We start from the raw sequence: 25265 nt of genomic DNA, 5'->3' as shown, positions 1-25265 counted from the left end.
GTTAACAAAACCCATTGCAAAATTGTAATGGGTTTTTTGTTTTTCACACCCCAATTTCACATGTTTGTCATAAAGCCCACGTAATATATACCCCGATATAGAGTTATTGCTCAAAAAAACACTCAAATAGACAAAAATAGTACTATTTATTAAAAATATATTGCAGTTGTATTTTATTTGTAACGAATAAATAAGGTACACTAGTAACGGATTTTGAATAAATGAACTTCAACTGTTTATTTTGCAAAATTTTAAAATAAAAATATAAAAATTTAATTAATAACTACACGGGAAAATTAAATGAAAACTCAATTACGCAAAACAGCTCTTTCACTTGCTATTGCAGCATGTGTTGGTGTAAGTGGCGCTGCAATGGCTAACGAAACGACCTCTGCAATTAAAGGTCAAGTAATGGGGCCTAACGGCAACCCAGCAGCCGGCACTAAAGTAACAATTTTACACGTACCTTCTGGATCAGTAAAAACAACTGAAGTAAATGACGCTGGTTATTTCACAGCTAAAGGCCTGCGAGTTGGCGGTCCTTATAAAGTAGTTGTTGATTCAGATGTATATGCAGACCAAGAATTCAATAACATTATTCTTAATATTGGTAACGACTACCCAGTAAACGTTTCTCTTGAGTCACAGTCAAGCATGGAACAAATTGTAGTTTCTGGCGCGCCAATTAGCTCTATGTCTGGTGGTACTGGTCCGGCGTCTACATTTACGCTAACTGATCTTGAAAATACGCCAGCTATTAACCGTGATTTAAAAGACATTATCCGTATCGACCCGCGTATCACAATTGATGATAGCCGTGGTACAATTAACTGTGGTGGTGGTAACCCTCGCTACAATAGCTTAACGCTAGACGGCGTTCGTATGAACGATAACTTCGGCTTAAGCTCAAATGGTTACCCTACTATTCGCGCCCCTTTCTCTTTTGATTCAATTGAACAAGTTTCAGCTGAACTTGCACCGTTTGACGTTCAATACGGTGGTTTTACATCGTGTAACATCAACGCAGTTACCAAATCTGGTGGCAATGATGTTCATGGCGCTGTTTTCTACGATTACACTAGTGACTCTTTCAAGGGTGATAAAATTGAAGGTGATGACGTTGATAACGGTAACTATACTGAAAAACGTTACGGCTTCAACGTAGGTCTTCCACTAATTGAAGATAAACTATTTTTATTCACTTCATATGAAAAACTTGAAGGTGTTCAACAGTTTAACTACGATGGTTTAAGCAGTGGCAGTGTAACTGCTGATGATATCTCGCGTATCACAAGCGTTGCTCAAACTGTATATGGTTACGATGTAGGCGGAATGCCTTCAAGTATGCCTGTTGAAGATGAAAAAATCTTAGTTAAACTAGATTGGAACATCAACGAAGATCATCGTGCAAACTTAATCTATAACTACAACGATGGTAATACTGTTTCACAGTCAGATACTGGCTCTAGCCGTGTATCACTATCTAATCACTTTTATGACCAAAGTGCAGAATTCACTTCAATCATTGCATCTGTTTACTCTGATTGGTCAGATGACTTCTCTACTGAAGTTCGTATTGGTAAGTCTGAGCTAGATGCAACAGTACAATCACTAGATGCAGCAAGCAGCTTTGGTGAAATGCAAATTCGTACCGAAGATGGTGGTACAGTTTATATTGGTCCAGATGACTCACGTCAATCTAATGACTTAGACTACGATACAACTACATTTAAAGTTGCAGGTACTTACTACCTTGATCAGCACACAATTACTGCTGGTTACGAGTTTGAAGAGTTAGATGTATTTAACTTATTCGTTCAGCATACTGAAGGTGAATACCGTTTCAACAATGTTGATGATTTTGAAAATGGTATTGCAAGTGCTGTTTACTACAACAATGCTGCTGCTACAAATGATCCAAACGATGCTGCTGCGAGTTTTTCGTACGCTCAGCATACATTTTACGTGCAAGACGAGTATTCGTTTACTGACTTAGACGCAAATATTACGTTTGGTTTACGTTACGATAAATACACCAGTGATGATGTACCTAACTTAAATCAAAACTTTACTGATCGCTATGGCTACAGTAACCAAAGTACATTTGATGGTATTGATTTAATTCAACCTCGTGTAGGCTTCCAATGGTACGCGACAGATGCACTTGAAGTACGTGCAGGTGTTGGCTTGTTCTCAGGCGGTAACCCTAACGTTTGGCTATCTAACTCTTACTCAAACGACGGCATTACTAACATTAGTGCAAACCAGTTTGGTTCTATCGACTTGTTCGCAACACCTAATGTAAATAATGGTACTCCAGGATTTGAAGTTCCTCAGTCTCAATTTGATGCAGTAGCTGACACTGTAATCGGCTCAGGCGATTCACAAGCAAACGCTGTTGACCCAGACTTTGAAATCCCATCAGAGTGGAAATACTCACTTGGTGCAACGTACACAACAGAAAATGAATATGTAATCTCTCTTGATTACTTATACTCGAAGAAAAAAGATGCTGCGTTAATGCGTGACATCGCACTTCAAGATACAGGTACAACTACGTTTGACGGCCGCCCTATTTACGAATCAATTGAAGGTCGTTCTAACGAATACTTACTAACAAATGTAAGTGGTGATAGCGGTGATTCATCTGTTATCTCATTAGCGGTTAGCAAGATGTTTGATAATGGTGTAAGCGTTAACTTTGGTTATGCCTACACAGATTCTGATGATGTTAACCCAATGACAAGCTCTGTAGCTGGTTCAAACTACGGTAACATTGCACTAACTGATCCAGGTAACCCAGGTGTTGCTTCATCTGATTACGAAATTCCACATCGTTTTACTATGACTCTTGGTTATAGCCATGAGTTTGTTGATGGGTTTGCTACTCGCTTTAATCTATTCGGTGAAGCATATAAAGGCCTACCTTACAGCTACACATTCGATGGCAGTGATGGTACCTTCGGTGACAACAACTGGAATGGCAACCGCCAACTATTGTATGTTCCACTTGAAAACGATCCTAACGTTGTTTACGACATGAGTGCTGCTGATATCAATGAATTCAATGAATTTATTGCATCAAATGGTTTAGAACGTGGTCAAACGACTAGCCGTAACGCAGAAAACTCTGATTGGTTTGTTAAGTTTAACTTTAAAATGACACAAGAGCTTCCTGGTTTTATGGAAGGTCACAAAGGTGAAGCGTTCTTCGTAATTGATAACCTTACAAACCTGTTAAACGATGATTGGGGCGTACTTAAAAAAGGTCCTTTCGTAGGCGCTAGCATGATCAAAACGTCAATTGATGATCAAGGCCGCTACGTTTACTCTGAATTTAATGCAAATAATGCAAATACATCAGTGCAATCAGATGCATCTGTATGGCAAATGCGTATAGGTGTTCGTTACACTTTCTAATTTAGAACTGTAACCTAAAACATCTTTTAAAAGCCCACTTTGGTGGGCTTTTTTATGCCTTTAATTTGTTATTTAACTTTTCAAAAATACTCACTAGCACTTCGTATTCTTCGTTGGTTAAAGTGCTCAGTAATTGTTTTTCCCAATTCAGTGCATCGGGCGCTATATTTTCATATAAGCTTTGACCTGCTTTACTCAGCACAAGTAATGCTGCGCGTTTGTCTTGCTTATTTAGCTCACTTCTCACTAAACTTTTATCTATTAAAACTTTTACCGCGCGCGACACTGTCGATTTATCCATATTTGCTTGCGTGCATAAATCCTTTGCGTTGCTTTGGCCATACTGCGCTAAATTAGCAAGTATTCGCCACTGGGGAATATTTAAACCGTACTTAGTTTGATAAACCTCGGCAAAGTCGTTACTTACACGTGTTGCTACATTCGTTAATTGATAAGGTAAAAACGTTGCTAAATCAATTTTCATTTTTGGTTATCCCAGCTTTATAAGGCTTACTTTGGTGTTCATTAATATTTACACAGGTGCGTAGTTGCACATTTGATATTAGTCTCACTTGAGAGTATCTTAACTGAAATAATAATAATATTAAACCAACCCCCTCTCACAGGAGTCAGTAATGGCGACACAATTAAGTTATATGACAGGTTTTGGTAATGAATTTGAAACACAAGCGCTACCCGGTGCATTGCCGATAGGACAATTTAGCCCACAAAAGGTTAAATACGATTTATACACCGAGCAATTTAGTTCGACTGCATTTACGGCTCCTCGCGCTTCAAATCGCCGCACTTGGTTTTACCGCATTCGTCCGTCTGTAGTGCAAGGTGATTACCAAGCAATTGATAACGGCCTAATAAGAACAGCCCCAATCACTGAAGCCGTAACACCACCAACAATGCTACGTTGGAATCCTATTGATATACCTTCACAGCCGACTGATTTTATTGATGGCTTGGTAACTATGGCAGCTAATGGCAGTGCCAATGGGCAATCTGGTATTGGCATTCATGTATATGTCGCTAATCGGTCAATGCAAGGGCGTTACTTTTGCAATGCCGATGGCGAAATGTTGTTTGTCCCTCAGCAAGGTGAGTTATTAATTCACACCGAGTGCGGTAAGTTAAGCATTAAACCAGGTGAAATTGCTGTGATTCCCAGAGGAATTAAGTTCGCTGTTGATTTAATTGATGATACAGCCCGTGGTTATATTTGTGAAAATTATGGCCATGCGTTAGAGCTTGCAGAGCGAGGACCTGTTGGTGCAAACGGTTATGCCAACGACAGAGACTTTCAATACCCCGTTGCTGCATTTGAAGATAAAGAAGGTGACTTTGAGCTTGTTTCTAAATTTAACGGTAATTTATTTAGCTGTGAAATAAAGCACTCTCCTTTTGATGTAGTTGCATGGACGGGTAATAGCTCACCCTACAAATACGACTTATCGCGTTTTAATGTAATGAATACAGTGAGCTTTGATCACCCCGACCCATCTATATTCACTGTGCTAACCTCTCCTTCGGCTACTGAGGGTATGGCAAATGTCGATTTTGTGATATTTCCACCTCGTTGGATGGTAGCCGAAAATACATTCCGCCCGCCGTACTACCACCGCAATATTATGAGCGAATTTATGGGCTTGATTGAGGGTGTATATGATGCAAAAGAGCATGGTTTTGTACCTGGTGGCGCAAGTTTACACAATTGTATGTCGCCACATGGACCTGAAGCCGACGTATTTGAAAAAGCCTCAAACGCTGAGCTTACACCACAAAAATACGAAAACACATTGGCTTTTATGTTTGAGTCGCGCTATATAATTTCACCGACAAAATATGCCCTTGAAGGTAAAGAACGCCAACCAAACTACACCGATTGCTGGCGTACTATTAAAAAACAATTTACAGGTTCACAGGATTAATTATGAAATTATACAGCTACTTTCGCTCATCAGCGGCCTATAGGGTGCGTATAGCGCTTAACTTAAAAGCAATTGATCATGAACTTGTTATTGTTAACCTTTTAAAATCGGAGCAGCTTGGGGAAGAATACTTAGCGACTAATCCGCAAGGGTTACTACCTGCACTTGAAACCGATGATGGTGTTTTAGCACAATCGCTTGCAATACTGGAATGGCTTGATGAAACTTATCCGCAATCGCCATTAATTACAGGAACTGCATGGCAAAAAGCACAAATAAGAAATTTAAGCTTTGCCATTGCTTGCGATATTCATCCTGTTAATAATTTACGCGTGCTGAAGTATTTATCGAACGAATTAGGTGTTGATGACGAGGCTAAAAATAAGTGGTATCGACATTGGATAGAAATTAGTTTTGAAAAAATAGAACTGATGCTAAACGAAAATGATGACTACTGTTTTGGTAACCAACCAACACTTGCTGATATTTGTTTAGTGCCGCAAGTATTTAATGCAATTCGTTTTAACGTAGATATGAGCGCTTATCCAAAAATTGCAGCCATTTACGAACACTGTAATAAATTAGCTGCATTTAATGACGCTGCACCGCAAAATCAACCCGATGCAAATTAAGCTAATTTAAAACTAACTTTGTAGCGCACTATGAATAACCGTAATGTGCTCAATTAAATCTAAGCCCAGATCAGTTAAATACCCGCCATCTGGGCTATCTATAATCCCTTTTTCAAATAAGCGTTGCGCTGCACTAAGTAAGCTTGGCTCTGCGTCTGAGTGTAATTTAATACCCTGCATTTTACTGTCGCGAGGAAACTTTGCTAATAGTGTGAATTCTTCGATCATTGTTTGATTAAATTGCATTGTGTGCACCTTTTTATTTGAATCCAAGTTGTTCTGTGAGTAACTAAGTTTATAATTAAAATCACTTTGTGTACTTTACACTAGCACGTTTTTTAGCTTAATGTATTATTTTTAACCCTCCCTATTTAAAGGCCTCTAATGCGTAACTTTTTAATTCTATGCTTTTGTTTTAGCAGCTTATCGTATTCAATACTTAGTGAAGCAACAACCCTTAAAACCCATTCAATTATTGATGCAAACCAGTTTGTAAATGAAGAATCAAACTGTTGGTACGACAACAAACGCTATAGCGAAGGCGCATTAATACAAATTCACTCATTTACACTTTTGTGCGGTGCTAAAACACCCCAGCACAGTAACAGCCAACTCATTTGGCTTAAAATAGATAAACAAGGTAATGCTATTTACCCAACAGCTCCTAAAACAATCACTGTGAATTAGCGCTAAAAGCTGATTTGAGCTACAATGCACGCAGTTTAAATAAGTAGTATGGCTATGGATAATCAACCTAAAAACCCTTTACATGGGGTAACGTTAGAACAAATACTTGTTGAGTTAGAACAGCGACTTGGCTGGAGAACACTTGGCGAGCAAGTAAAAATCAAATGCTTTACTGATCAACCGAGCATTAAATCGAGTTTAAAGTTTTTGCGTAAAACGCCTTGGGCTCGCGATAAAGTGGAAGCACTTTATATTCACACTATAAATAACAAACCTATTCGTAGACCAAAAAGTGCGCCGAGAGAAACATCTTCTCAAGCGCCGGATACAACAGGGTTTGTTTGGCCATCAATTAAAAAATGATGTAAAAAAGGAGCTAATTCAGCTCCTTTTTTGATTGTAAGTAGCGCGATTTATTGCTCTTTGCAAATCACATTTAATGAGGCCGGCTCAATAGTAATAACGAGTTTGTGAGCAGTTTTAACTTCACCGTCAAGTACGTACTTAAGCTCTCCTTCGCCTGTCACCTCGACTCTTTTAGCATTTGTATGATGCGAATTTATAGCTAAATGTGTTTGCGTTAAACTGCTAAACATCAGTTCTGCAATACTCAATATTGTCGTAGAATTTTCATTATTTGGTGTTAGCCAATTTACATCAAGAAGCCCGTCACTATGATCTGGCTGCCCACCACCTTGAGCCAATAACGTTGTAAAAGGCGCAGCATTAGCCACAATAAAGCTATTTGTACATATTTCTTTCGGCTCATTATCATCGAGTTTTACACTAAGTAGCTGTGATTTTTGCTCGCCAAATGCTTCAAAAAAACCATTTAAGTAGGCAAGTTGCCCCGATTTATTTTTCGACTCTCTATCTGCTTTTTCAATCATTGATTGCTCAAAACCAATGCCCGCTAATAAAAGTACTAATTCATTATTACAATAAGCGGTATCTATTGTGCTTGTTTGACCATCAATTATTAAATCACAGGCTTGTTCAACAGGAATAAATTTAGAGCTAATCCCCATCAATACATGCGCAAGTGCGTTTGCAGTCCCCATTGGTATAATACCTAGCTTACATTGTGTATTTACAAGTACGCTTGCAACTTCGGCCACTGTACCATCGCCTCCACACGCTATTATAATGTCCGGCTTTTGCGCAATTGCTTGTTTAGCAAGCTCAATACCGTTTACGTCTTGTGAAGTAGTCAATACTGTTAAATCGTAATAGGCCGATAACCGCGCAACAATTAAATGCTCTTTTTCTTGCCACAATCGTGTACCAGATACTGGATTTGCAATTAAAACTGCTTTGTTTTTAATCAGCAGCTCGCCTTTTTTATGACGCTTAGCTAAATGACGCAGCTGATGCTTATTTAAGTTTGCGGTTTCGCGGGTTTCCTTTATTTGTGCAAGTACTTCATGTACATCTGCATTTTTGTTTTGACTCAATAAATAAGCCGCCATTACAAAAACAGAGCGCCCACGGCCTAAAGCACAATGTACAACTACGCGACGGTTTTCTTTAATATGATGATGTATCCAATTAATAGCCTGATTTAACTGAGAATGGGTAGGAATACTATGATCGAGCACCGGAATGTTTAAGTAATTTATATTCTCTTGTGTTGAACTCCACTCGAGTCCATCAAATTCACACGTTACATCTAAAATTGCCGTAATTCCGTTATCTTTTAATGTGTCTATGTCTGAGGGAAATAATCGGCAAGCTAAAAATAGGTTTTCGTTTATTTTTTGAATTGGCGGCACTTTATCGCGCTTACGTGACCAGGCATTATAAATTTGCACACCAAATAAAAATGGCACAAACGCCCAACGTATATAAAATGGGATCACCCCATTTTCACGTTTTCTAAATATTTTTGCTGTATTAAAAATATATGCGGTACTCACTAATAAAAGTGACAGTGCAGTCCAATAAAAAACAATAGCAAAGTAAACAGAGTTTACTTCCCAACCAATAAAAATAAGTAGTAATGCTAAAAGTGAATAACCAATTGCAGCCCACATAGTCTCTCCTTTGTGTAAATGATTCCGATTTTCTAATTTTAATTTAAACGGCTTTATGTACTCTTTTGCAAATATCACGCCATATAAATGGCATTTTAAATTCAAATTAAAATCATAAGCCATTGATATATAATGTTAATAATAAAATAAATTTAAGTGCAATCTGCTCTTTGTGCATTTTTTACAAGCATGTGAATAAATTATACTTATACGTCTAAATTTCAAACACTGATCGGTTATTGCTTGTACTAACGTATAAAGCAGCTAATCTAAAAATCAATTAAATTTTTTGCATCCAAATCACACTCTCAACCGTTTACTCAATGATAATAAGAAAAACAGGACCCCTATGGATAACGATGATTTACTCCCTCTTTTGTGCGCAACAGCACAAGGAGACAAAAATGCTTTCTCAAGTTTATATCAACAAACTAGCGGCAAACTTTTTGCCATTAGTTTAAATATGCTCACTAACAGAGCTTACGCGGAAGAGGCACTACAAGACGCTTTTATAAAAATTTGGCATAACGCATCTGAATATAACGCCTCTAAAGGCACCGTTATTAGTTGGATGATAAGTATAGTCAGATACAGAAGCCTAGACTCACTGCGCTATCACAAAGTACGAAAAGAGCAGTCGTTAGGCGATGACGAATATGAAAATGAAAGTGTTGACGTTAATTACGATGAAGAAACGAAACTGGTTAATTGTATCGAACAGCTTGAGCCGCAACAAAAACAAGCTATTCACTTAGCTTATTATAAGGGGCTGAGTCATAGCGAGCTAGTGGATCATATAGAGACGCCATTAGGTACAGTTAAAAGCTGGATCAGGCGTGGGCTTATGCAGCTACAAAGGTGTTTAACATTATGAATTATAATAAACCCGAACTATTAGACGCGCTTGCTGGGCAGTACGTGCTTGGCACACTTAGAGGGCTTGCCCGTAAGCGTTTTCAGCGTCTGTTACTTAACTCAAATCAAGCACGTGAAGCAACAAGTCTATGGGAGCAAAACCTAAACAACTTAGCGAGTGCTATTACACCGCAAACGCCACGTGACGATGTATGGGTAAATATACTACAGCGTATTGAAAACAGGCCACAAACAAGTAAAACAGTCATACATACCAAGCCTTCAATTTGGCGTACATGGTCTTTTGTGGCAACTGCTGCGTGTATTGTTTTAGCCTTTTTGGTTATTCAACCTAGTACCAATGTTATGCACACTCAACAAATTGCTTTGGTTCAAAATCAAGATAAACAATCATTGTGGTTTATTGATGTAAGCGAGCAAGGGCTCTCAATTAAAGCCAGTAGCCAATTGGTTGCTCAAACTAATAAAGATTATGAGCTGTGGATGATTTTAAAAGGTCAAGATGCACCTATTTCATTGGGTTTACTGCCCAAGCAAGGCAGTAAAATATTATTTAAAGATAACCGCTTTAACGCAAGTGATATCGCATTGTTAGCAGTGAGTTTAGAGCCTATTGGCGGCTCGACAAATGGATCTCCTACTGAGGTACTATACACCACAGAGCTGGTACTTTTATAACCCTACTATTATGACCAAAGTTGGCTGCTAACATAAAGCAGCCAACCTTCTTCAAAACTTTTTTAACAAAAAATAAAAATAATTTAACTTTTTTGCATCCAATTTAAATCCTGCCCCGTTATTAGCTATGACTTCAATCAAAACTAAAGGACAAAGTCATGAAAGCTTTAACTCCATCAATACTCGCAGTAGTAATATGTAGTACGTTTGTAAGTGCACCAAGTGAAGCATCAAGCCACAGAGAAGCGCCAAATATAAGCCGTTTCCCGACTTTAGATTCAACCGATTTTTATGTATTTAATAGTTACGAGCAAGGTCGTGATGATTTTGTAACATTAATTGCTAACTATATCCCGCTGCAAGATGCATACGGCGGTCCTAATTACTTTGCAATGGACCCAGATGCTACCTACAGCATTCATATAGATAACGACGGCGATGCTGTTGAAGATATTACATTTGCGTTTAACTTTAAAAGCATGCTTCCTAATGATAACCAAGGTGTGCAATTAACTGTTGGACCTGAAGGTAATCAGCGTACCGTGTCTGTACCACTTAAAAATGTAGGCGGTGTATCTGCCGGTGATGACAGCGCTGCAAATTTTAGCGAATCATACACAATGAGCATGATTAGTGGCGCGCAGCGTACTGGCGAAACAACGGTATTAAACAACACAGCATCAAACTCAAGTACATTTTCTAAACCACTTGATTATGTGGGCAATAAAACATTTGGTTCAATGAGCGATTACCAAACTTACGCTGACCAATTTGTGTATCAGGTTTCAATTCCTAACTGTGAAAGCATGGCACAAGTTTTTGTAGGACAACGTAAAGACCCATTTGTAGTTAACCTAGGCAAAACATTTGATTTAGTTAACTATGTACCTGTAGAGGGTGATAGCGCCCCTGGTGCTGGTGACGGCGGTGGTTTTCCAGGTGGTATAACACAATCAGCTGATAACGACGACCTTGCAGATAAAAACGTAACGTCAATCGCTATCGAAATACCTAAAAGCTGTATTGTTGGTGAAGGTAACGGCGTAATAGGTTCGTGGACAACAGCAAGCCTACCTCAAGCTCGCGTATTAAACCCTAATGCTAAATTTGCTAATAACGCCGTTAATGGTGGTGCTTTAACACAAGTTTCACGCTTGGGTAGCCCGCTTGTAAACGAGCTTGTAATTGGCATTAAAGACAAAGACACATTCTCCACTGCTCACCCTAAAGATGATGCACAATTTTTAGATTATGTATCTCATCCAGCACTACCAGAGTTATTAAACATTTTATTTAAAGATGCTGTTAATACGACCCTTGGCGAAAACTTAGAAACACTGGCACCCACAAACTTCCCGCGTACTGATTTAATCACTGCATTTTTAACAGGTTTTGCAGGCGTTAATCAACAAGCAACTGTGACACCTTCAGAAATGCTACGTTTAAATACAGGCATTGCAGCAACAGCGCAAGCTGATCAATCTGCATTTGGTGTAGCGGGTAATGATTTAGCCGGCTTCCCAAATGGTCGTCGCCCGGGTGATGATGTGGTTGATATAGCACTTCGTGTTGTGATGGGTCGTTTATGTCATCCTATCCCTGTAAGTGGTGAAGACACTGATTTAGGACTTTGTGCACCAGAGGATGCTAATACAGGCACAGTGCCATTTACAGACGGCGCACCTATTGATGCAACAATGATGGATTCATCATTCCCATACCTTGCAACACCGCTTGCTGGCTCTAAATAAGGAGTAAAATAATGCGTAATTTAAAAACTACCCATATTTGTGTTCTACTCAGTGCATTAACATTGGGAGCATGTAGTAGCGATGATGATAAAAAACAGCCTACTCCGGTTGTAAACACAGCGCCTACAGCAAGTGATGCAATGCTAACTACACAAACGGAAGTAAGCATTACCGATATGCTTAGCGCAACCGACAATGATGGCGATTCGCTTACTTACTCGTTAACAAGTGAGCCAACTCTCGGAACTGTTACCCTTAATAGCGATGGTAACTTTACCTATACACCGAATAAAGAAGTGACAGGTTCAGATAGTTTTATGTTTGGTGTAAGTGATGGCGTTAATTCGCAAGTAACTGCAACAGTGAACATTACAATTGACGCACTACAAGTCGACTTTGCTCAATTTGCAACCGATGCATTTAATCAAGCCCCAAATGCAGAGCCGTTAACTGTTAACGGTCGGGTGTTTACAAACACCGATACCGATGTTGATGGATTAATTTCAACAAACGGTAACTAACCAAGTAATTAAGCTGACAGGCCATGGATGGCTTTTTTCAAAGGATATTTATAATGCATTTATCAATTTTTAAGTCCGTCGCATTTATTACTTTATGCCTAACACCCTTTGCGTTAAGCGCTGCGCCTTTTACCCCAAAAGATGATGCAGTTATTGCTAAAAGTAATTCAACGCTTAGTGCTTCCCTCTCTGTTGACGAAATAAATACATTAGTCACTAACAGCCAATATGCCGGCCAAACAGAGCGCTTACAGGGGCTACTTAAAACCCGTTTAGCCCAGCTATATAAACACACACCCTCATCTCAAATTGGTTACTTATATGCTCGCGTTTTACAAAAAGAGCACCTTTTTGACGAAGCTATTGATATTGCTAACAACGTTTTGATTAAAGAGCCACAGCATAGTAATAGCCATTTATTGCTAGCCAATATATTTATGACTCAAGGTAAGTTCGCACAAGCAAAAAAACACTGCGTAGCCTTAATTGGGCAAGTAAGCACTATTACTGCTAGCACCTGTGTACTCGATGTACAAAGCCAACATGAAAGCGTTTTAGACAACTACCAAGCATTAGTAAAAATTATAAATAATAATCAAACTAGCCTAGCTACAAACCATGTTTTAAGTGAAATGAGCTACCGTTTAAATAACTACAAACAAGCATTGTTTCACTTACAAAGTGTAGATTTAGTTCAAGCCCCTGTGAGCCTTATTGTTTTATGGGCCGATATTCAAATTGCTCTAAATCAACCACAACAAGTATTAAATACATTAAGCGTACTGCTTCCTGATAAAAGTAATTTAGAGGATGCTATTTTGCTAAGACTTTCAATCGCAGAAAAAAAACTAAATAAACGCGATAAAAAATGGCAAAATACAATGACGCAAAGAGTTACACTACGAGAGCTTCGCAAAGATTCTTTTCATGCAAGTGACTTAGCTAAATATTACCTTGATGTACAACCAAATCGCGAAAAAGCACTTTACTGGGCTCATATTAATTGGCAACAGGCTAAAATGAGCACCGATGAGCAATTACTTACTCAAGCAAAAGCGATGCAACGAGACACACTATGAAAACGCCTTATCTATTTATACTCACTTTAATGCTGTGCATTTTTTCAACTTACAGCTTTGCCCATCAACTAAGTACAAGTTATATAACCTTAAATAGCGAGAACAATAACGACACCAACAAAAACCAATACACGGGTACCTGGCAAATTAATATAGCCGACTTAGAGCACGCAGTGCCTCTGGATTTAGATAAAAACGGGCAAATTTCGTGGGCAGAAATAAAAGCAAAACGCAGCTCAATTAATAACTTCATTGAAGAAAATTTAAATATCACGCAAAACGCGCAATCATGCCCTTTAAAAAGTGAAGGAATCTATCAGCTAGATAACCATTTTAACCAGCCTTATTTGGTTATTCCGCTGCTGGTTAGCTGTGATGACAATGAAGCAATCTCCCTTTCCTATTCCGCTTTTTTTAAAACCGATGCCAATCATAAATCCATCGTAAATATAAACGGTGTATCTCGTGTATTTAATATCAACGAGGCACAACAAACGTTCAGCTTTGAGCAAACAAGTTATTTAAGTACGTTTAATCAATACGTGTATCAAGGTGTTTTACATATTTGGATTGGTATTGATCATATTTTATTTTTAATCGCCCTGTTACTTACCTGTGTTTTAAAGCGCAGCGATAAAGCATGGCAAGGTATTAGCTCTAAAAAACAAATTATTAAACACACAGCATGGATAGTAACCGCGTTTACACTTGCGCACTCTATTACGCTTACCGCAACAGCTATGAGCTTAGTCTCACCAAATAGCCGCTGGGTAGAGCTTGGAATTGCTATATCTGTTTTATTTGCAGCATTAAATAATGTGTGGCCGTTGGTACTTCGTTTAGGTTGGCTTACTTTTGCTTTTGGTTTACTGCATGGGATGGGATTTGCGAGCGTACTTGGCGAGCTTGGCTTGTCGAGCGACTATCAGCTGCTTAGCATTTTAGCGTTTAATTTAGGCGTCGAAATCGGTCAACTTAGTATCTTACTAGTAGCCTTACCAATACTCATTTATGTACGACACTACACTTGGTATAAAAAGTGGTTAATGCCAATGGGCTCCGTTGCTATCGCAATTGTTGCACTTCAGTGGTCAATCGAGCGCTTTTAAATAGACTAAAATAAAAAAGCTAGCCAAATATTGGCTAGCTTACTTTTAGTTATTTATTTTGAGCGTTACTGCGCTTTATCAAATGGCATCAGTAATGTTTTCATCGCAGGGCGAAGCGCTATTAACACTGTTTCTTCGGTTAACTCTGGGTAGAGTAACTTTCTGAGTAATAACCCCGCCATCATCGAAAAAATAACGTTAATTCGGCTTTCAAGTTCAAGCTCATCAATGTCTTTGAGCGCACTTCGCTCGCTTGTTAAAAGCTGTCTCATGCGCCCTCTTGCTTGAATATCGGTTTCACGCAAGAGAGTTGCTACTTTAACATTTCGACCTGCTTCTGCCATCATGTCTAAATCAATAACACACGAGCCTGTATCCATATGCCTTTGCACACCAATATTTAATCCATCTAAAAGAGCCGCTAAAACATCACCAGGATGATCTTCAAACTTTTGAAAGATGGAGAACATTTCTTCCATGTCTTTTTCAATAATGCTTTCTATAATGGCTTCTTTACTTTCAAAGTAATTATAAATATGGCCTGCACTCATCCCTGCCGTTTTAGATATTTCAGCCATACCTGCACCGTGATAACCTTTTCGGCGAAAACACTCTGCAGCAGCTGTTAATATTTGCTCACGCCTAGCAAGTGCTATTGCGGGATCTGTTTGCCTTTTTGCTTTAGGCTTCATGTTCAACTCCACTACCAAGTCATAAACCCAGTAAAGCAAGAGCTATAAATAGTCTCGCCATGTAAATATGTAATGCGGCTTTAAAAGCCGCAAATATTATTTCTCTACCTGAGCTGTTTCACTGGTTACGTTCCATCCGCCACCAAGCGCTTTGTACAAGTTAATTTGGCTTGCAAGATACGCTTGCTGACCCGAAATTAACTGTTGTTGTGCGCCGTACCATGTACGCTGAGCATCAAGTACTTGCAAGTAGCTATCTGCGCCTTTTTCGTAACGCATTTTTGATAAATCAAACGTGATTTGTCGGCTACTTATAAGCATATCAAGTGCACTTAATTGCTCTTGGTAACCTTCTCTATCAGCAAGTGCATCGGCAACTTCGCGAAACGCATTTTGAATTTTTTGCTGGTACGTAGCCACTGCAATTGCTTGATCGGCTTTTGCTACATCAAGATTTGCTTGGTTACGTCCCATATTAAAAATAGGTAAGCTAATTGACGGCACAAAACTCCATGTACCCGAGCCTGAATCAAACAAGCCACTTAAATCACTTGAAGCAGACCCGGCATTGGCTGTTAAGCTAATACTTGGATAAAACGCCGCACGTGCAATACCAATATTGGCATTTGCAGCAAGCATTAAGTGCTCAGCGGCTTTAATATCAGGGCGCTGCGATAACAGGTCAGACGGTAAACCAACCGGCACTTCTGGCATACTGATCAAGTTAGTCAGGTCTTTATTAGGCAGCAAATCAGCTGAAACAGATTTACCCACTAATAAATCTAGGGCACTTTTATCACGTTTTAACAAACGCTTGTACGTAGCTATGTCTACTTTTGCCGTAGCAACTGTACTTCTAAGCTGCTCAAGGGTAATTGAAGAAGTTGCACCTAAATCAAAACTTTTTTGCGTAAGCGATAATGACTCTTGCTGAGAGGTGAGCGTTTCTTTTGCAAGCTCTAGCAGTTGTAAGTCCGTCGCGTAACTAAGCCACGCATTTGCCAACTCTGAAATTAAAGACACCTGCGTACTGTATTGGCTAAGCTCTGTAGAGTATAAATTTTGGAGTGCTTGCGCTGATTGGTTGCGTACTTTGCCCCAAATATCTAACTCATAAGATGTAATACCCACTGTTGCACTGTATTGCGAGCTAATAGCTGCATCGCCAGTACCGGATAAATCAGCCGGTAAACGCTGGCGCGTACCAGAAGCATTTAAATCAAGTGACGGGTACAAAGCAGAGTCTTCGATTTGATACAAACCACGCACACGCTGCACGTTAAGCACAGCAATTTGCATGTCTTTATTATGCTCAAGGCTTTGCGTAATTAAGGTTTGTAGTTTTTCATCATTAAAAAACTGCTGCCAATTTAATTGCTGTGCAGCGCTTTGCTCAGTACCTGATGCATAAGCATCAGATACTGGTAGAGCAAGGTCTTTTTGCTCTGGCGCTAATTGACAACCACTTAGCACCAATAGAGCAATTGCACTTAGGCTGAATGTTTTAATGCTCATTCTGCCCTCTCCTTTGTTGTCTCGTTAGTTTTTCCAGGAAATACACGGCGAACTAACACAAAGAACAACGGTACAAATACAACAACTAATATTGATGATGCGAGTGTGCCGCCAATAATCGAAATACCTAACGCATTTTGTGCGCCCGAGCCCGCACTTGAGGCTATTGCAAGTGGTAAAACACCACAAATAAAGGCCATCGAAGTCATGAGTATTGGACGTAATCGTAAGCGTACAGCTGCAATAGCTGCATCTACTAATCCCAACCCTTCATCCATTTTATGAATCGCAAACTCTACAATCAGTATCGCATTTTTAGATGCCAAACCAATGGTGGTCAACAAGCCTACCTGCAAGTAAATATCGTTTGATAAGCCACCGCCTAGCGCTGCCATAATCGCACCAAAGATACCCAGAGGCACAATCATCATTACCGCAAACGGTACCGACCAACTTTCATAAAGCGCGGCTAAACATAAAAATACAAACAACAGCGATAAGCCATATAGTAAAGGTGCTTGACCGCTACTTGAGCGCTCTTGGAATGAAATACCGGTCCACTCAGACGAAATACCATTAGGTAATTGTTTAACTAAACGCTCCATTTCATCCATTGCTTGGCCTGTACTGTAACCCGGCGCTGCACTACCTTGAATTTCCATTGCTGAAAAACCATTGTAACGCTCTAAACGTGGCGAACCATACGTCCAGTAGGCACTAGCAAACGCTGAAAACGGCACCATATCGCCATTGTCATTGCGCACATACCACTTATTTAGATCCTCAGGCACCATGCGCGATTGTGCATCACCTTGCATATACACTTTTTTAACTCGACCACGGTCAATAAAGTCATTCACATAACTACTACCCCATGCTGTCGAAAGTGTACTGTTAATATCGTTTTGCGACACACCAAGCGCTTCGGCTTTTGCCAAATCTGTATCAAGTTGTAGTTCTGGCATATCTTCTTGTCCATTTGGACGTACGCCCGCTAAAATTGGACTTTGGCTTGCTAAACCTAATAACTGATTTCGTGCCGCCAAAAGTGCGTCATGGCCAAGGCCTACACGGTCTTGTAAGAAAATATTGAAGCCATTAGCAGTACCCAGTTCAACAATTGCAGGTGGCGGGAATGCAAACACAAACGCTTCTTTTATCGTTGAAAAGTAGTCCATCGCTTTACCTGCAACACCTTGAACAGATAACTCGTCACGCTGACGCTCATCCCAATGTTTAAGGTTAACAAAGGCAATTGCTGAGTTTTGGCCAGAGCCTGCAAAACTAAAACCAGTAACGGTAAAAATACCATTCACAGCTTCAGATTGATCGTTTAAAAAGTGATTTTCTACCTTTTTAACAACCTCAAGCGTTTGTTGTGTTGTAGAGCCTGCTGGCAGTGAAACTTGGTTAAACAAAATACCTTGGTCTTCGTCAGGTAAAAATGCCGTTGGCAAGCTTGAGAATACATAAACCATACCGCCCACAATCACGCCATAAATAAGTAAGTAGCGTTTAGAGTGCGTAAGCATACGGCCTACAAAGCTTTGTGCACCTGAATTTGTTTTATCAAAACCACGGTTAAAGCCTGTAAAAAATCGGCCAAATAACGTCTCATTGTTATGTACATGGCTTGGTTTTAAAAGCGTTGCACACAATGCAGGCGTTAAAATAAGAGCAACTAAAACAGATAACCCCATCGCCGATACCAGTGTTATAGAAAACTGACGATAAATAATACCGGTAGAGCCACTAAAGAATGCCATTGGGATAAATACCGCAGAAAGCACCATGGCAATACCTACCAGCGCGCCTTTAATTTCATCCATAGATTTACGCGTAGCTTCAAGTGCCGAGAGTTTTTCCTCGGTCATTAAGCGCTCAACGTTTTCTACCACAACGATTGCGTCATCTACCAATAAGCCTATGGCAAGTACCATCGCAAACATCGTTAGCGTATTTATTGAATAACCAAAGGTGTACAAAATACCAAACGTACCTAGTAAAACCACTGGCACTGCTATTGTTGGTATAAGTGTTGCCCTAAAGTTTTGTAGGAACAAATACATAACTACAAAAACAAGTACAACAGCTTCAATTAAGGTGTGAATAACTTTTTCGATAGATAACGATACAAACGGCGTTGTGTCGTAAGGTATAACAGCATCTAACCCTTCAGGGAAAAACGGTTTTAGCTCTTCAATTGCTTTTTTAACTCCAGCGGCAGTATCAAGTGCGTTAGCACCACTGGCTAATTTAATACCTAACCCTGATGCAGGTTGCCCATCGTAACGAGCAACAACGCGGTAGCTTTCACCGCCAAGCTCTACTCTAGCAACGTCCTCTAGACGTACAAAAGAGCCATCTGGATTAGTTTTAACCAATATTTGTTCAAATTGCTCTGGCGTTTGTAATCGACTTTGCGCTGTTACTGTTGCATTAAGTTGCTGACCATCAACGGCAGGCATACCGCCAAGTTGACCGGCAGATACTTGTGCATTTTGCGCACTAATTGATGCACTAATATCAGCAGGTGTCAGCTTATAATTTTGTAACTTTGAAGGGTCTAACCAAATACGCATCGCGTACTGAGAACCAAACAGCTGCACTTCACCTACGCCTTCAACACGCGAGACAATATCTTGCACGTTTGATGAAACATAATCGCCAATATCAATATTGGTCATGCTGCCATCTTTAGACACAAAAGCATAAACCATTAAAAAGTTACGCGCTGACTTTGCAACTACAACACCTTGCCTTTGTACGGCTTCTGGTAATAGTGGAGTCGCTGTCGCTAGCTTATTTTGCACTTGGACTTGTGCAATATCAGGGTCTGTTTCAGCGCTAAACGAAAGTGTAAGCGTAGCAGAACCACTCGACTCAGACGTAGATGACATATAAAGCAGGCCATCAAGTCCTTTCATTTTTTGCTCAATAACTTGCGTTACCGTATCTTCAAGTGTACGTGCAGATGCACCAGGGTACGTTGCAGTAATACTCACTGCAGGTGGTGCAATTGAAGGATACTGCGAAATAGGTAAACTCCTAATCGCCAAAATACCTGCAAGCATCACTACAATAGCGAGTACCCAAGCAAATATCGGTCTATCGATAAAAAATCGTGACATTAAAACTCTCCGTTATTGCGCTTGATCGGCTTTAGTAGACGATTGAATTTCAGATGGATTCACTGGTGCACCAGGGCGGATTTTTTGTAAACCTTCAACTATTAATTTATCGCCATCCATTAAGCCATCAGTAACAAGCCAATCAGAACCAATCGTTCTATCTACTTTTAATACGCGGCTTTCTACTGTGTTATCTTTGCTGACAACCATTGCTGTTGGTTCGCCTTTTGAATTACGGCTAACACCACGTTGCGGAGCTAAAATAGCACCCGCCTTAACACCTTCCACAATAGAAGCTCGGGCATACATGCCTGGCAGTAATAATTTTTCTGGGTTTGAAAATTTAGCACGTAGTATTACTGAGCCAGTACTTGGATCAACTGTCACTTCAGAAAACTGCAATGTGCCTTTATGAGGATAAACAGAGCCATCTTCCATAATAAGTTCAACGTCAGTTTGGCTAGTCGAATCAACACTTAGAGCACCTGATGATATTGCTTTTTTAAGTTTGGTAAGCTCATTACTTGATTGTGTTAAATCGATATAAATTGGATCTAACTGAGTCACTGTAGCAAGTGCAGTACTTTGGTTAGCACTAACTAGTGCACCTACAGTTACGCTTGATTTACTAATTTGACCACTAATTGGTGACGACACATGGCTGTAATCAAGGTTAATTTGCGCCGATTTTAACTGCGCTTTAGCCGTTAATAATTCTGCTTTTGCTTGTTTGTATGCGGCATCTGCTTCATCAAAGTCTTGCTGACTTACCGCTTTTATTTTTAAAAGCTCGCTAAAACGAGATGCTTTAGCTTTACTACTTGAAATACTCGCCTGAGCACGTGCAACACTTGCTTCACTTGCTGCTAAGTCTGCTTCAAATGTCGCAGGGTCTATTTGATACAGAGCCTGGCCTTGTTTAACCTCTTTACCTTCAACAAATAAACGAGATTGCACAATACCACTTACTTGTGGGCGAATTTCAGCAATTTGAAATGCACTGATACGACCAGGAAGTTCTTTTTTGAGAGTAAGCGCTTGGCTTTTTAATGTAAGTACACCCACTGGTACAGCTTTAGGAGCTGAAGCTTGTGACTGCTCAGCAGCCTGATCGCAACCAGTTAAAGCAACAGAACCGACGAGGGCTGACAATACAAATAAAGCGATGCGGGAACGCTGCATGTTAAATACCTTTTAGTTTAGAGTGAACGATCATTCTAAATTAAAACGCGCTGATAATGAATCTTAATTAGAAGAAATTTACACAAACTTACACTCCTCAGTACAATATACGTCTTAGGTTGCATTTAATGTTAATTAGATGAAAATAGAATCAAGACTGTATGAAAATAAAACAACTTAACATATTGAAATAATATCTCATTTTAGAAACGAAGTTTTTAACAGACACAAAAAAGCCAAGCAAATACAGCTTGGCTAATTATATAGAAACTAAAGCGCACACCTTATTTTAAAGGATATTAGCACTCTGCGGGTTAATAACCCTTGAAACTAACAACTGCTCTACCCTAATTCCTTCTACATCAACAACTTCAAACTTAAAGCCTGAAAAAGTTAAATGCTCCGCGCGTTTAGGTATTCGCTTCATATTGTAAATTAAAAAACCAGCGACCGTTTCATAGTGCATCTGATCAGGAAATTCTTCTATATCAAGTACTTTTGCTAAATCGGTAATTGGGGTTAAGCCATCTACAAGCCATGAGTTTTTATCGCGTTCTATGATTAATTCGTCGCCTTGATGAGTGATTAAATCACCCATAAACCCTTTCATTAAATCTTTTACCGTTACAATACCCACCGAAAGTGCATATTCGTTTACGACAACAGCAAATGGTTTTGCTGCACTTTTAAACGCATTTAAAGCTTCTGATAAGCTTAATGTTTCAGGTAAGTAAAAAACATCTTTATCAATGAGATCATCGTTTATATTGGCAGCTTCGCCCTTTAGTACTTGTCGTAAAATATCTTTAGATTCAACAGAGCCATGCAACTTATCTAAATTTCCTGACACCACTAAAAAGTGGTTATGAGGATGGTCAATAATTTTAGTCGCAATATCATGGCTAGATTCGTTTAAATCAAAATATACAATTTGGTCGCGTGGCGTCATTACGCTTGATAAAAATCGCGCTTCTAAGTCAAACACATTCCCGATGAGTTCATATTCTTGCTTTTGCAAACTACCGTATGCAGCACCTGCTTCCATCATGGCAACAATGTCCTCTGTTGTCACATTGTCTTCTCGCTCAGCGGGCACTTTAAATAAGCGCAACACAAAGTTAGTGACACCATTAAAAAACATCACCAGCGGGGTTAATGCAAAGGTAACCCAGCGCATTATTGTAACCACTCTAACAGCGACCGCTTCTGGCATGATCATCGCTAAACGCTTTGGCATTAAATCGGCAAACAATATAAACAAGGATGTAATAGTAAAAAACGAGAATAAAAAGCTAATTTTTTCTAAATGCGCACCTTGATAAAACAATACCAACACACTTTCAACATAAGGCGATAAGGCCTGCTCGCCCACAATACCACCCAATATCGCTATCGCGTTGAGTGCTATTTGGATCATGGCAAAAAAAGCCCCTGGATTTTCTTGTAGCTTTAGTACCGCTGCTGCCTTTATATTCCCTTCATCTGCCATTACTCGCAGTTTTATTTTACGCGACGCTGCAATTGCTATTTCTGACATAGCAAACAACGCACTGATCAAGATCAATAAGCTAATCCCGATTAAATCACCCATTTAACGCTCCAAAAAGTTAGTGCTTTTTTAAACAAAAAGCAGCTGGATTATAATCGGTTTTTTAAACGCAGCAATTTATATTTACGAAATATATTTAAGCTATTAATTTTCAATTGGTTGAGAGGTAAAAAAGCAAATTTAAAGTGCTTAAATTTTATTAAAGGCGACTTTTAATTGAGAAACTAAAGCCGGATCCATATTTATATTACAGGCAAAAAATAACGGAGACTGAGTTGTATTTAAATTAAGTAATGGTTCGAGTAACTCAAGCTTAGGCTCTGTTTTAACTCGGTAGTTAAATTGCTTTTTGTTGAGGATAACAAAATCAAGTATATGGTGACGAGTGCTTATGAGTTTATCTATTTTATCTAGGCTATCGATGAGTAATAAATGCTTGTTCTCACTAAAGCCCCTCTCAAGCAAATAGTGATGACTAAAGTTATCACGCAGTACTGCTATTTTATATTTTTTAGCATCATTGAGAGTATTTAACTTTATACCTCTGGACTTTAGACCATAAATGGCAGAATCAAAGCTTTCCAGTTCACCTACCCAGTTAAACTTACTTTCTCTATTAGGTAATCGAACAATTGAAAATATACAGGTATTTTTATCGCGTAGCGCTGCATTGTAGGATATGGCCCAACTATGCGCCAACATAGTGTAGTTTATACCAGTACCTTCTAGCGCTTTATGAACTTTCTCGACAGAGCGGCCAACGAGTTTATTATCTTCATTGAGATACTGAAAGTCCGGAAATACTTCCGTTACTATTGTTATTTCAGTTGCATCAACTTTAATACAGCTAATGAACAATAAAAAGATCAATAATTTCATTCAGCGAGGCCTCAACTAACTCATTATATGTATTTAATAAATATAGCTGAGGCTTTATGAACTGCTAGTTTTTAGTCATGTAATGCACACTTATACGCTGATAGTGCTAGTATTTATAGCTCCTACAGCTTACTTGTTCATCGCACTAATTAAAAAGGCTGAAATTTTAGCGCCTTCTCTAAGTGTCGTTTCAGAGCTTGATTGACCCACTAAAGAGCTGTCGGTAAATGGCGCTATTTCCATCATATCAGCACCAGTAATCGGGAACTCATCCGCAATGGCTGATAAAATATCAAGTGCATGCTGTGGTGTTAAACCATTATGTTCTGGCGTACCTGTGGCAGATGCAAACTCTGCATCAAGCGCATCAATATCAAAGCTTACGTATACTTCATCAACGTTATCGGCTTTTAACTGTGCAATAGCGTCGGCAGCAACTGCTGCTGCGCCGCGCTCAATGATTTCATGTGCCCAGTGCTGTTTAATACCAAAAGTATTTTCCCAATGCGCTTTAGGCTTGCCACTTGAGCGTATACCAAACTGTATTAAATGATGCGGCGCAGGTAAAAACTCTAATATATGTGTACACCACGAGCCAAAACATAAATCTATGCCTAAGCGCTCAACGAGTAAATCTGTATGCGCGTCAAAGTGAATAATAGCGGTGCGCCTACCTTGCTCACGCTTTGCTTTTAAGTACGCTTTGGTAAGTGGGTAACTTATTGAGTGATCGCCACCAATACCAAATATACCTTTATCTTTAAATGTTGCGTAAAAACTGTCGCATACATCCTCAGTGATTGATAATGGGCTTACGTAATAGTCGTTATCTTCATTACCGTATAGGGCTTTTTGGCAATTAGAAATGGTTGCATCATTTAGGTATTTATCATGAAGTAAATGTGGGATTACACGTACATCGCCTAAATCAAACGAATGACACTGCGGTTGCTGATCAATTAAAGCTGAGCGCACAAACAGTGGCCCCCAGTTTGCACCGCGTAAAATACCACCGCCACAGTCTGAGCTAATACCTAACATAACGGCTTTATGTGGAGAATTTGGTAATTCATTTAAAGACTCGCGCCACAAATTATCAACGTTTTCAGTTTGTCCATAAAGTTTATTACGCAGTGCGGCTTTGCGCTCCTTTGCAGTATTTACTGTGTATACGCCATCACCCGGTGCGCACAAACAGTGCTCAACTTTGTTTTTAAATGCTTCAAATTGTGTGCTCATAATAAACTCCTTCGATTTTTATTCTGTACGTAGCTAATTACTTTTGATTAGTTATGCAAAATCACCAAAAGTGCCTAAACTTCAAATAAATTCCACTTTGCTAAATAACTCTGTGCCTAATATAAATAAACACGTTAGCTTTTACGTGCTTAAAAAAATTTAAGCCATTGAATTAATTTAATATTAATGAATATTTACCATAAACTATTTAATTGTAGTTACGCGCTTGGTTGATACTTATTATGTCTGCTTGAACATGTCAACAGCACAACAAGGCTACTTGTATAAGCACTTGATTGAATATTCATAGTTGATGAATAAATCAAATTAGTTCTTAAAATTATTAAGACTTAAT

At 39.2% G+C, this 25265-nt stretch carries 21 protein-coding genes; 11 read left to right on the top strand and 10 right to left on the bottom strand.

What is annotated here, in order from left to right:
• Positions 1–300: 300 nt before the first annotated feature.
• Positions 301–3420 carry a TonB-dependent receptor gene (locus tag GQR38_RS15920; RefSeq protein ID WP_165722590.1) on the top strand — a complete coding sequence of 1040 codons (3120 nt, stop codon included), beginning with the start codon at positions 301–303 and terminating at the stop codon, positions 3418–3420.
• Between the two features lie 52 nt (positions 3421–3472).
• Here the strand turns inward: GQR38_RS15920 and GQR38_RS15915 are convergent, their stop codons facing one another.
• Positions 3473–3904 (bottom strand): MarR family transcriptional regulator, encoded by a 432-nt coding sequence (locus GQR38_RS15915; RefSeq protein ID WP_024607517.1) that lies wholly within the window; start codon positions 3902–3904, stop codon positions 3473–3475.
• Between the two features lie 151 nt (positions 3905–4055).
• Between GQR38_RS15915 and hmgA the strand changes: the two genes are divergently transcribed.
• Positions 4056–5357, top strand: coding sequence for a homogentisate 1,2-dioxygenase (gene hmgA / locus GQR38_RS15910; RefSeq protein ID WP_165722592.1), 1302 nt, complete (start codon positions 4056–4058; stop codon positions 5355–5357).
• A gap of 2 nt (positions 5358–5359) precedes the next feature.
• On the top strand, positions 5360–5989 hold the full coding sequence (gene maiA / locus GQR38_RS15905) for a maleylacetoacetate isomerase (protein ID WP_165722594.1): 630 nt from the start codon (positions 5360–5362) through the stop codon (positions 5987–5989).
• Positions 5990–6001: 12 nt separating this feature from the next.
• On the opposite strand, the gene GQR38_RS15900 is transcribed toward maiA, so the two are convergent.
• The gene (locus tag GQR38_RS15900; RefSeq protein ID WP_007582405.1) at positions 6002–6235 is read right to left on the bottom strand and encodes a TIGR02647 family protein; all 234 of its coding nucleotides are present in this window, start codon (positions 6233–6235) and stop codon (positions 6002–6004) included.
• Between the two features lie 138 nt (positions 6236–6373).
• Here GQR38_RS15900 and GQR38_RS15895 point away from each other — a divergent pair, with 138 nt between their 5' ends.
• Both GQR38_RS15895 and GQR38_RS15890 read left to right on the top strand, forming a co-directional pair.
• A complete protein-coding gene (locus GQR38_RS15895; protein WP_008134362.1) occupies positions 6374–6676 on the top strand; it encodes a DUF1496 domain-containing protein in 303 nt (100 codons plus the stop codon).
• Positions 6677–6730: 54 nt separating this feature from the next.
• A complete protein-coding gene (locus GQR38_RS15890; RefSeq protein ID WP_010553962.1) occupies positions 6731–7039 on the top strand; it encodes a VF530 family protein in 309 nt (102 codons plus the stop codon).
• Between the two features lie 50 nt (positions 7040–7089).
• On the opposite strand, the gene GQR38_RS15885 is transcribed toward GQR38_RS15890, so the two are convergent.
• Entirely contained in the window at positions 7090–8709 is a 1620-nt protein-coding gene (locus GQR38_RS15885; protein ID WP_165722596.1) for a diacylglycerol kinase family protein, read from the bottom strand.
• 349 nt (positions 8710–9058) lie between these two features.
• On the opposite strand from GQR38_RS15885, the gene GQR38_RS15880 reads away from it, so the two are divergent.
• The 6 genes from GQR38_RS15880 to GQR38_RS15855 all read left to right on the top strand — a co-directional run bounded on the left by GQR38_RS15880 (position 9059) and on the right by GQR38_RS15855 (position 14723).
• Positions 9059–9583 carry a sigma-70 family RNA polymerase sigma factor gene (locus tag GQR38_RS15880; RefSeq protein WP_007582398.1) on the top strand — a complete coding sequence of 175 codons (525 nt, stop codon included), beginning with the start codon at positions 9059–9061 and terminating at the stop codon, positions 9581–9583.
• Positions 9580–10263 carry an anti-sigma factor gene (locus tag GQR38_RS15875; RefSeq protein ID WP_024593134.1) on the top strand — a complete coding sequence of 228 codons (684 nt, stop codon included), beginning with the start codon at positions 9580–9582 and terminating at the stop codon, positions 10261–10263. The genes GQR38_RS15880 and GQR38_RS15875 overlap by 4 nt, the downstream gene beginning before the upstream one ends.
• A gap of 158 nt (positions 10264–10421) precedes the next feature.
• On the top strand, positions 10422–12014 hold the full coding sequence (locus tag GQR38_RS15870) for a DUF4331 domain-containing protein (protein ID WP_165722598.1): 1593 nt from the start codon (positions 10422–10424) through the stop codon (positions 12012–12014).
• An 11-nt stretch (positions 12015–12025) separates the two neighbouring features.
• A complete protein-coding gene (locus GQR38_RS15865) occupies positions 12026–12535 on the top strand; it encodes an Ig-like domain-containing protein (protein WP_024607522.1) in 510 nt (169 codons plus the stop codon).
• A 53-nt stretch (positions 12536–12588) separates the two neighbouring features.
• Positions 12589–13614 (top strand): hypothetical protein, encoded by a 1026-nt coding sequence (locus GQR38_RS15860; protein ID WP_165722600.1) that lies wholly within the window; start codon positions 12589–12591, stop codon positions 13612–13614.
• Positions 13611–14723, top strand: coding sequence for a HupE/UreJ family protein (locus tag GQR38_RS15855; RefSeq protein ID WP_165722602.1), 1113 nt, complete (start codon positions 13611–13613; stop codon positions 14721–14723). Before GQR38_RS15860 ends, GQR38_RS15855 begins: the two co-directional genes overlap by 4 nt.
• Before the next feature lie 65 nt (positions 14724–14788).
• On the opposite strand, the gene GQR38_RS15850 is transcribed toward GQR38_RS15855, so the two are convergent.
• From GQR38_RS15850 to GQR38_RS15820, 7 genes are all read right to left on the bottom strand, one after another.
• Entirely contained in the window at positions 14789–15415 is a 627-nt protein-coding gene (locus GQR38_RS15850; RefSeq protein WP_165722604.1) for a TetR/AcrR family transcriptional regulator, read from the bottom strand.
• A gap of 96 nt (positions 15416–15511) precedes the next feature.
• The gene (locus tag GQR38_RS15845; RefSeq protein ID WP_165722606.1) at positions 15512–16930 is read right to left on the bottom strand and encodes an efflux transporter outer membrane subunit; all 1419 of its coding nucleotides are present in this window, start codon (positions 16928–16930) and stop codon (positions 15512–15514) included.
• Positions 16927–20061 (bottom strand): efflux RND transporter permease subunit, encoded by a 3135-nt coding sequence (locus GQR38_RS15840; RefSeq protein WP_165722608.1) that lies wholly within the window; start codon positions 20059–20061, stop codon positions 16927–16929. The genes GQR38_RS15845 and GQR38_RS15840 overlap by 4 nt, the downstream gene beginning before the upstream one ends.
• 12 nt (positions 20062–20073) lie before the next feature.
• Entirely contained in the window at positions 20074–21243 is a 1170-nt protein-coding gene (locus GQR38_RS15835; RefSeq protein ID WP_010553970.1) for an efflux RND transporter periplasmic adaptor subunit, read from the bottom strand.
• Between the two features lie 289 nt (positions 21244–21532).
• Positions 21533–22834, bottom strand: a complete 1302-nt coding sequence (locus GQR38_RS15830; protein WP_007582388.1) for a hemolysin family protein — start codon at positions 22832–22834, stop codon at positions 21533–21535.
• Positions 22835–22981: 147 nt separating this feature from the next.
• Complete coding sequence (locus GQR38_RS15825; RefSeq protein WP_024607790.1) at positions 22982–23671, bottom strand: transporter substrate-binding domain-containing protein; 690 nt, start codon at positions 23669–23671, stop codon at positions 22982–22984.
• A gap of 129 nt (positions 23672–23800) precedes the next feature.
• Positions 23801–24910 carry an arginase family protein gene (locus tag GQR38_RS15820; protein WP_024607791.1) on the bottom strand — a complete coding sequence of 370 codons (1110 nt, stop codon included), beginning with the start codon at positions 24908–24910 and terminating at the stop codon, positions 23801–23803.
• Between the last annotated feature and the right edge of the window lie 355 nt (positions 24911–25265).

This window comes from Pseudoalteromonas sp. c7(2019) (assembly GCF_011378625.1).
Taxonomy (GTDB): domain Bacteria; phylum Pseudomonadota; class Gammaproteobacteria; order Enterobacterales; family Alteromonadaceae; genus Pseudoalteromonas; species Pseudoalteromonas arctica.
Note: the sequence above shows the minus strand (reverse complement) of the source record. Positions and strands in the feature narration are given on the sequence as shown.

What these genes read in the sequence shown, in the direction of transcription:
- GQR38_RS15920 (WP_165722590.1), top strand. Translation starts at nt 301, where the DNA reads ATGAAAACTCAATTACGCAAAACAGCTCTTTCACTTGCTATTGCAGCA.
- GQR38_RS15915 (WP_024607517.1), bottom strand. Translation starts at nt 3,904, where the DNA reads ATGAAAATTGATTTAGCAACGTTTTTACCTTATCAATTAACGAATGTA.
- hmgA (WP_165722592.1), top strand. Translation starts at nt 4,056, where the DNA reads ATGGCGACACAATTAAGTTATATGACAGGTTTTGGTAATGAATTTGAA.
- maiA (WP_165722594.1), top strand. Translation starts at nt 5,360, where the DNA reads ATGAAATTATACAGCTACTTTCGCTCATCAGCGGCCTATAGGGTGCGT.
- GQR38_RS15900 (WP_007582405.1), bottom strand. Translation starts at nt 6,235, where the DNA reads ATGCAATTTAATCAAACAATGATCGAAGAATTCACACTATTAGCAAAG.
- GQR38_RS15895 (WP_008134362.1), top strand. Translation starts at nt 6,374, where the DNA reads ATGCGTAACTTTTTAATTCTATGCTTTTGTTTTAGCAGCTTATCGTAT.
- GQR38_RS15890 (WP_010553962.1), top strand. Translation starts at nt 6,731, where the DNA reads ATGGATAATCAACCTAAAAACCCTTTACATGGGGTAACGTTAGAACAA.
- GQR38_RS15885 (WP_165722596.1), bottom strand. Translation starts at nt 8,709, where the DNA reads ATGTGGGCTGCAATTGGTTATTCACTTTTAGCATTACTACTTATTTTT.
- GQR38_RS15880 (WP_007582398.1), top strand. Translation starts at nt 9,059, where the DNA reads ATGGATAACGATGATTTACTCCCTCTTTTGTGCGCAACAGCACAAGGA.
- GQR38_RS15875 (WP_024593134.1), top strand. Translation starts at nt 9,580, where the DNA reads ATGAATTATAATAAACCCGAACTATTAGACGCGCTTGCTGGGCAGTAC.
- GQR38_RS15870 (WP_165722598.1), top strand. Translation starts at nt 10,422, where the DNA reads ATGAAAGCTTTAACTCCATCAATACTCGCAGTAGTAATATGTAGTACG.
- GQR38_RS15865 (WP_024607522.1), top strand. Translation starts at nt 12,026, where the DNA reads ATGCGTAATTTAAAAACTACCCATATTTGTGTTCTACTCAGTGCATTA.
- GQR38_RS15860 (WP_165722600.1), top strand. Translation starts at nt 12,589, where the DNA reads ATGCATTTATCAATTTTTAAGTCCGTCGCATTTATTACTTTATGCCTA.
- GQR38_RS15855 (WP_165722602.1), top strand. Translation starts at nt 13,611, where the DNA reads ATGAAAACGCCTTATCTATTTATACTCACTTTAATGCTGTGCATTTTT.
- GQR38_RS15850 (WP_165722604.1), bottom strand. Translation starts at nt 15,415, where the DNA reads ATGAAGCCTAAAGCAAAAAGGCAAACAGATCCCGCAATAGCACTTGCT.
- GQR38_RS15845 (WP_165722606.1), bottom strand. Translation starts at nt 16,930, where the DNA reads ATGAGCATTAAAACATTCAGCCTAAGTGCAATTGCTCTATTGGTGCTA.
- GQR38_RS15840 (WP_165722608.1), bottom strand. Translation starts at nt 20,061, where the DNA reads ATGTCACGATTTTTTATCGATAGACCGATATTTGCTTGGGTACTCGCT.
- GQR38_RS15835 (WP_010553970.1), bottom strand. Translation starts at nt 21,243, where the DNA reads ATGCAGCGTTCCCGCATCGCTTTATTTGTATTGTCAGCCCTCGTCGGT.
- GQR38_RS15830 (WP_007582388.1), bottom strand. Translation starts at nt 22,834, where the DNA reads ATGGGTGATTTAATCGGGATTAGCTTATTGATCTTGATCAGTGCGTTG.
- GQR38_RS15825 (WP_024607790.1), bottom strand. Translation starts at nt 23,671, where the DNA reads ATGAAATTATTGATCTTTTTATTGTTCATTAGCTGTATTAAAGTTGAT.
- GQR38_RS15820 (WP_024607791.1), bottom strand. Translation starts at nt 24,910, where the DNA reads ATGAGCACACAATTTGAAGCATTTAAAAACAAAGTTGAGCACTGTTTG.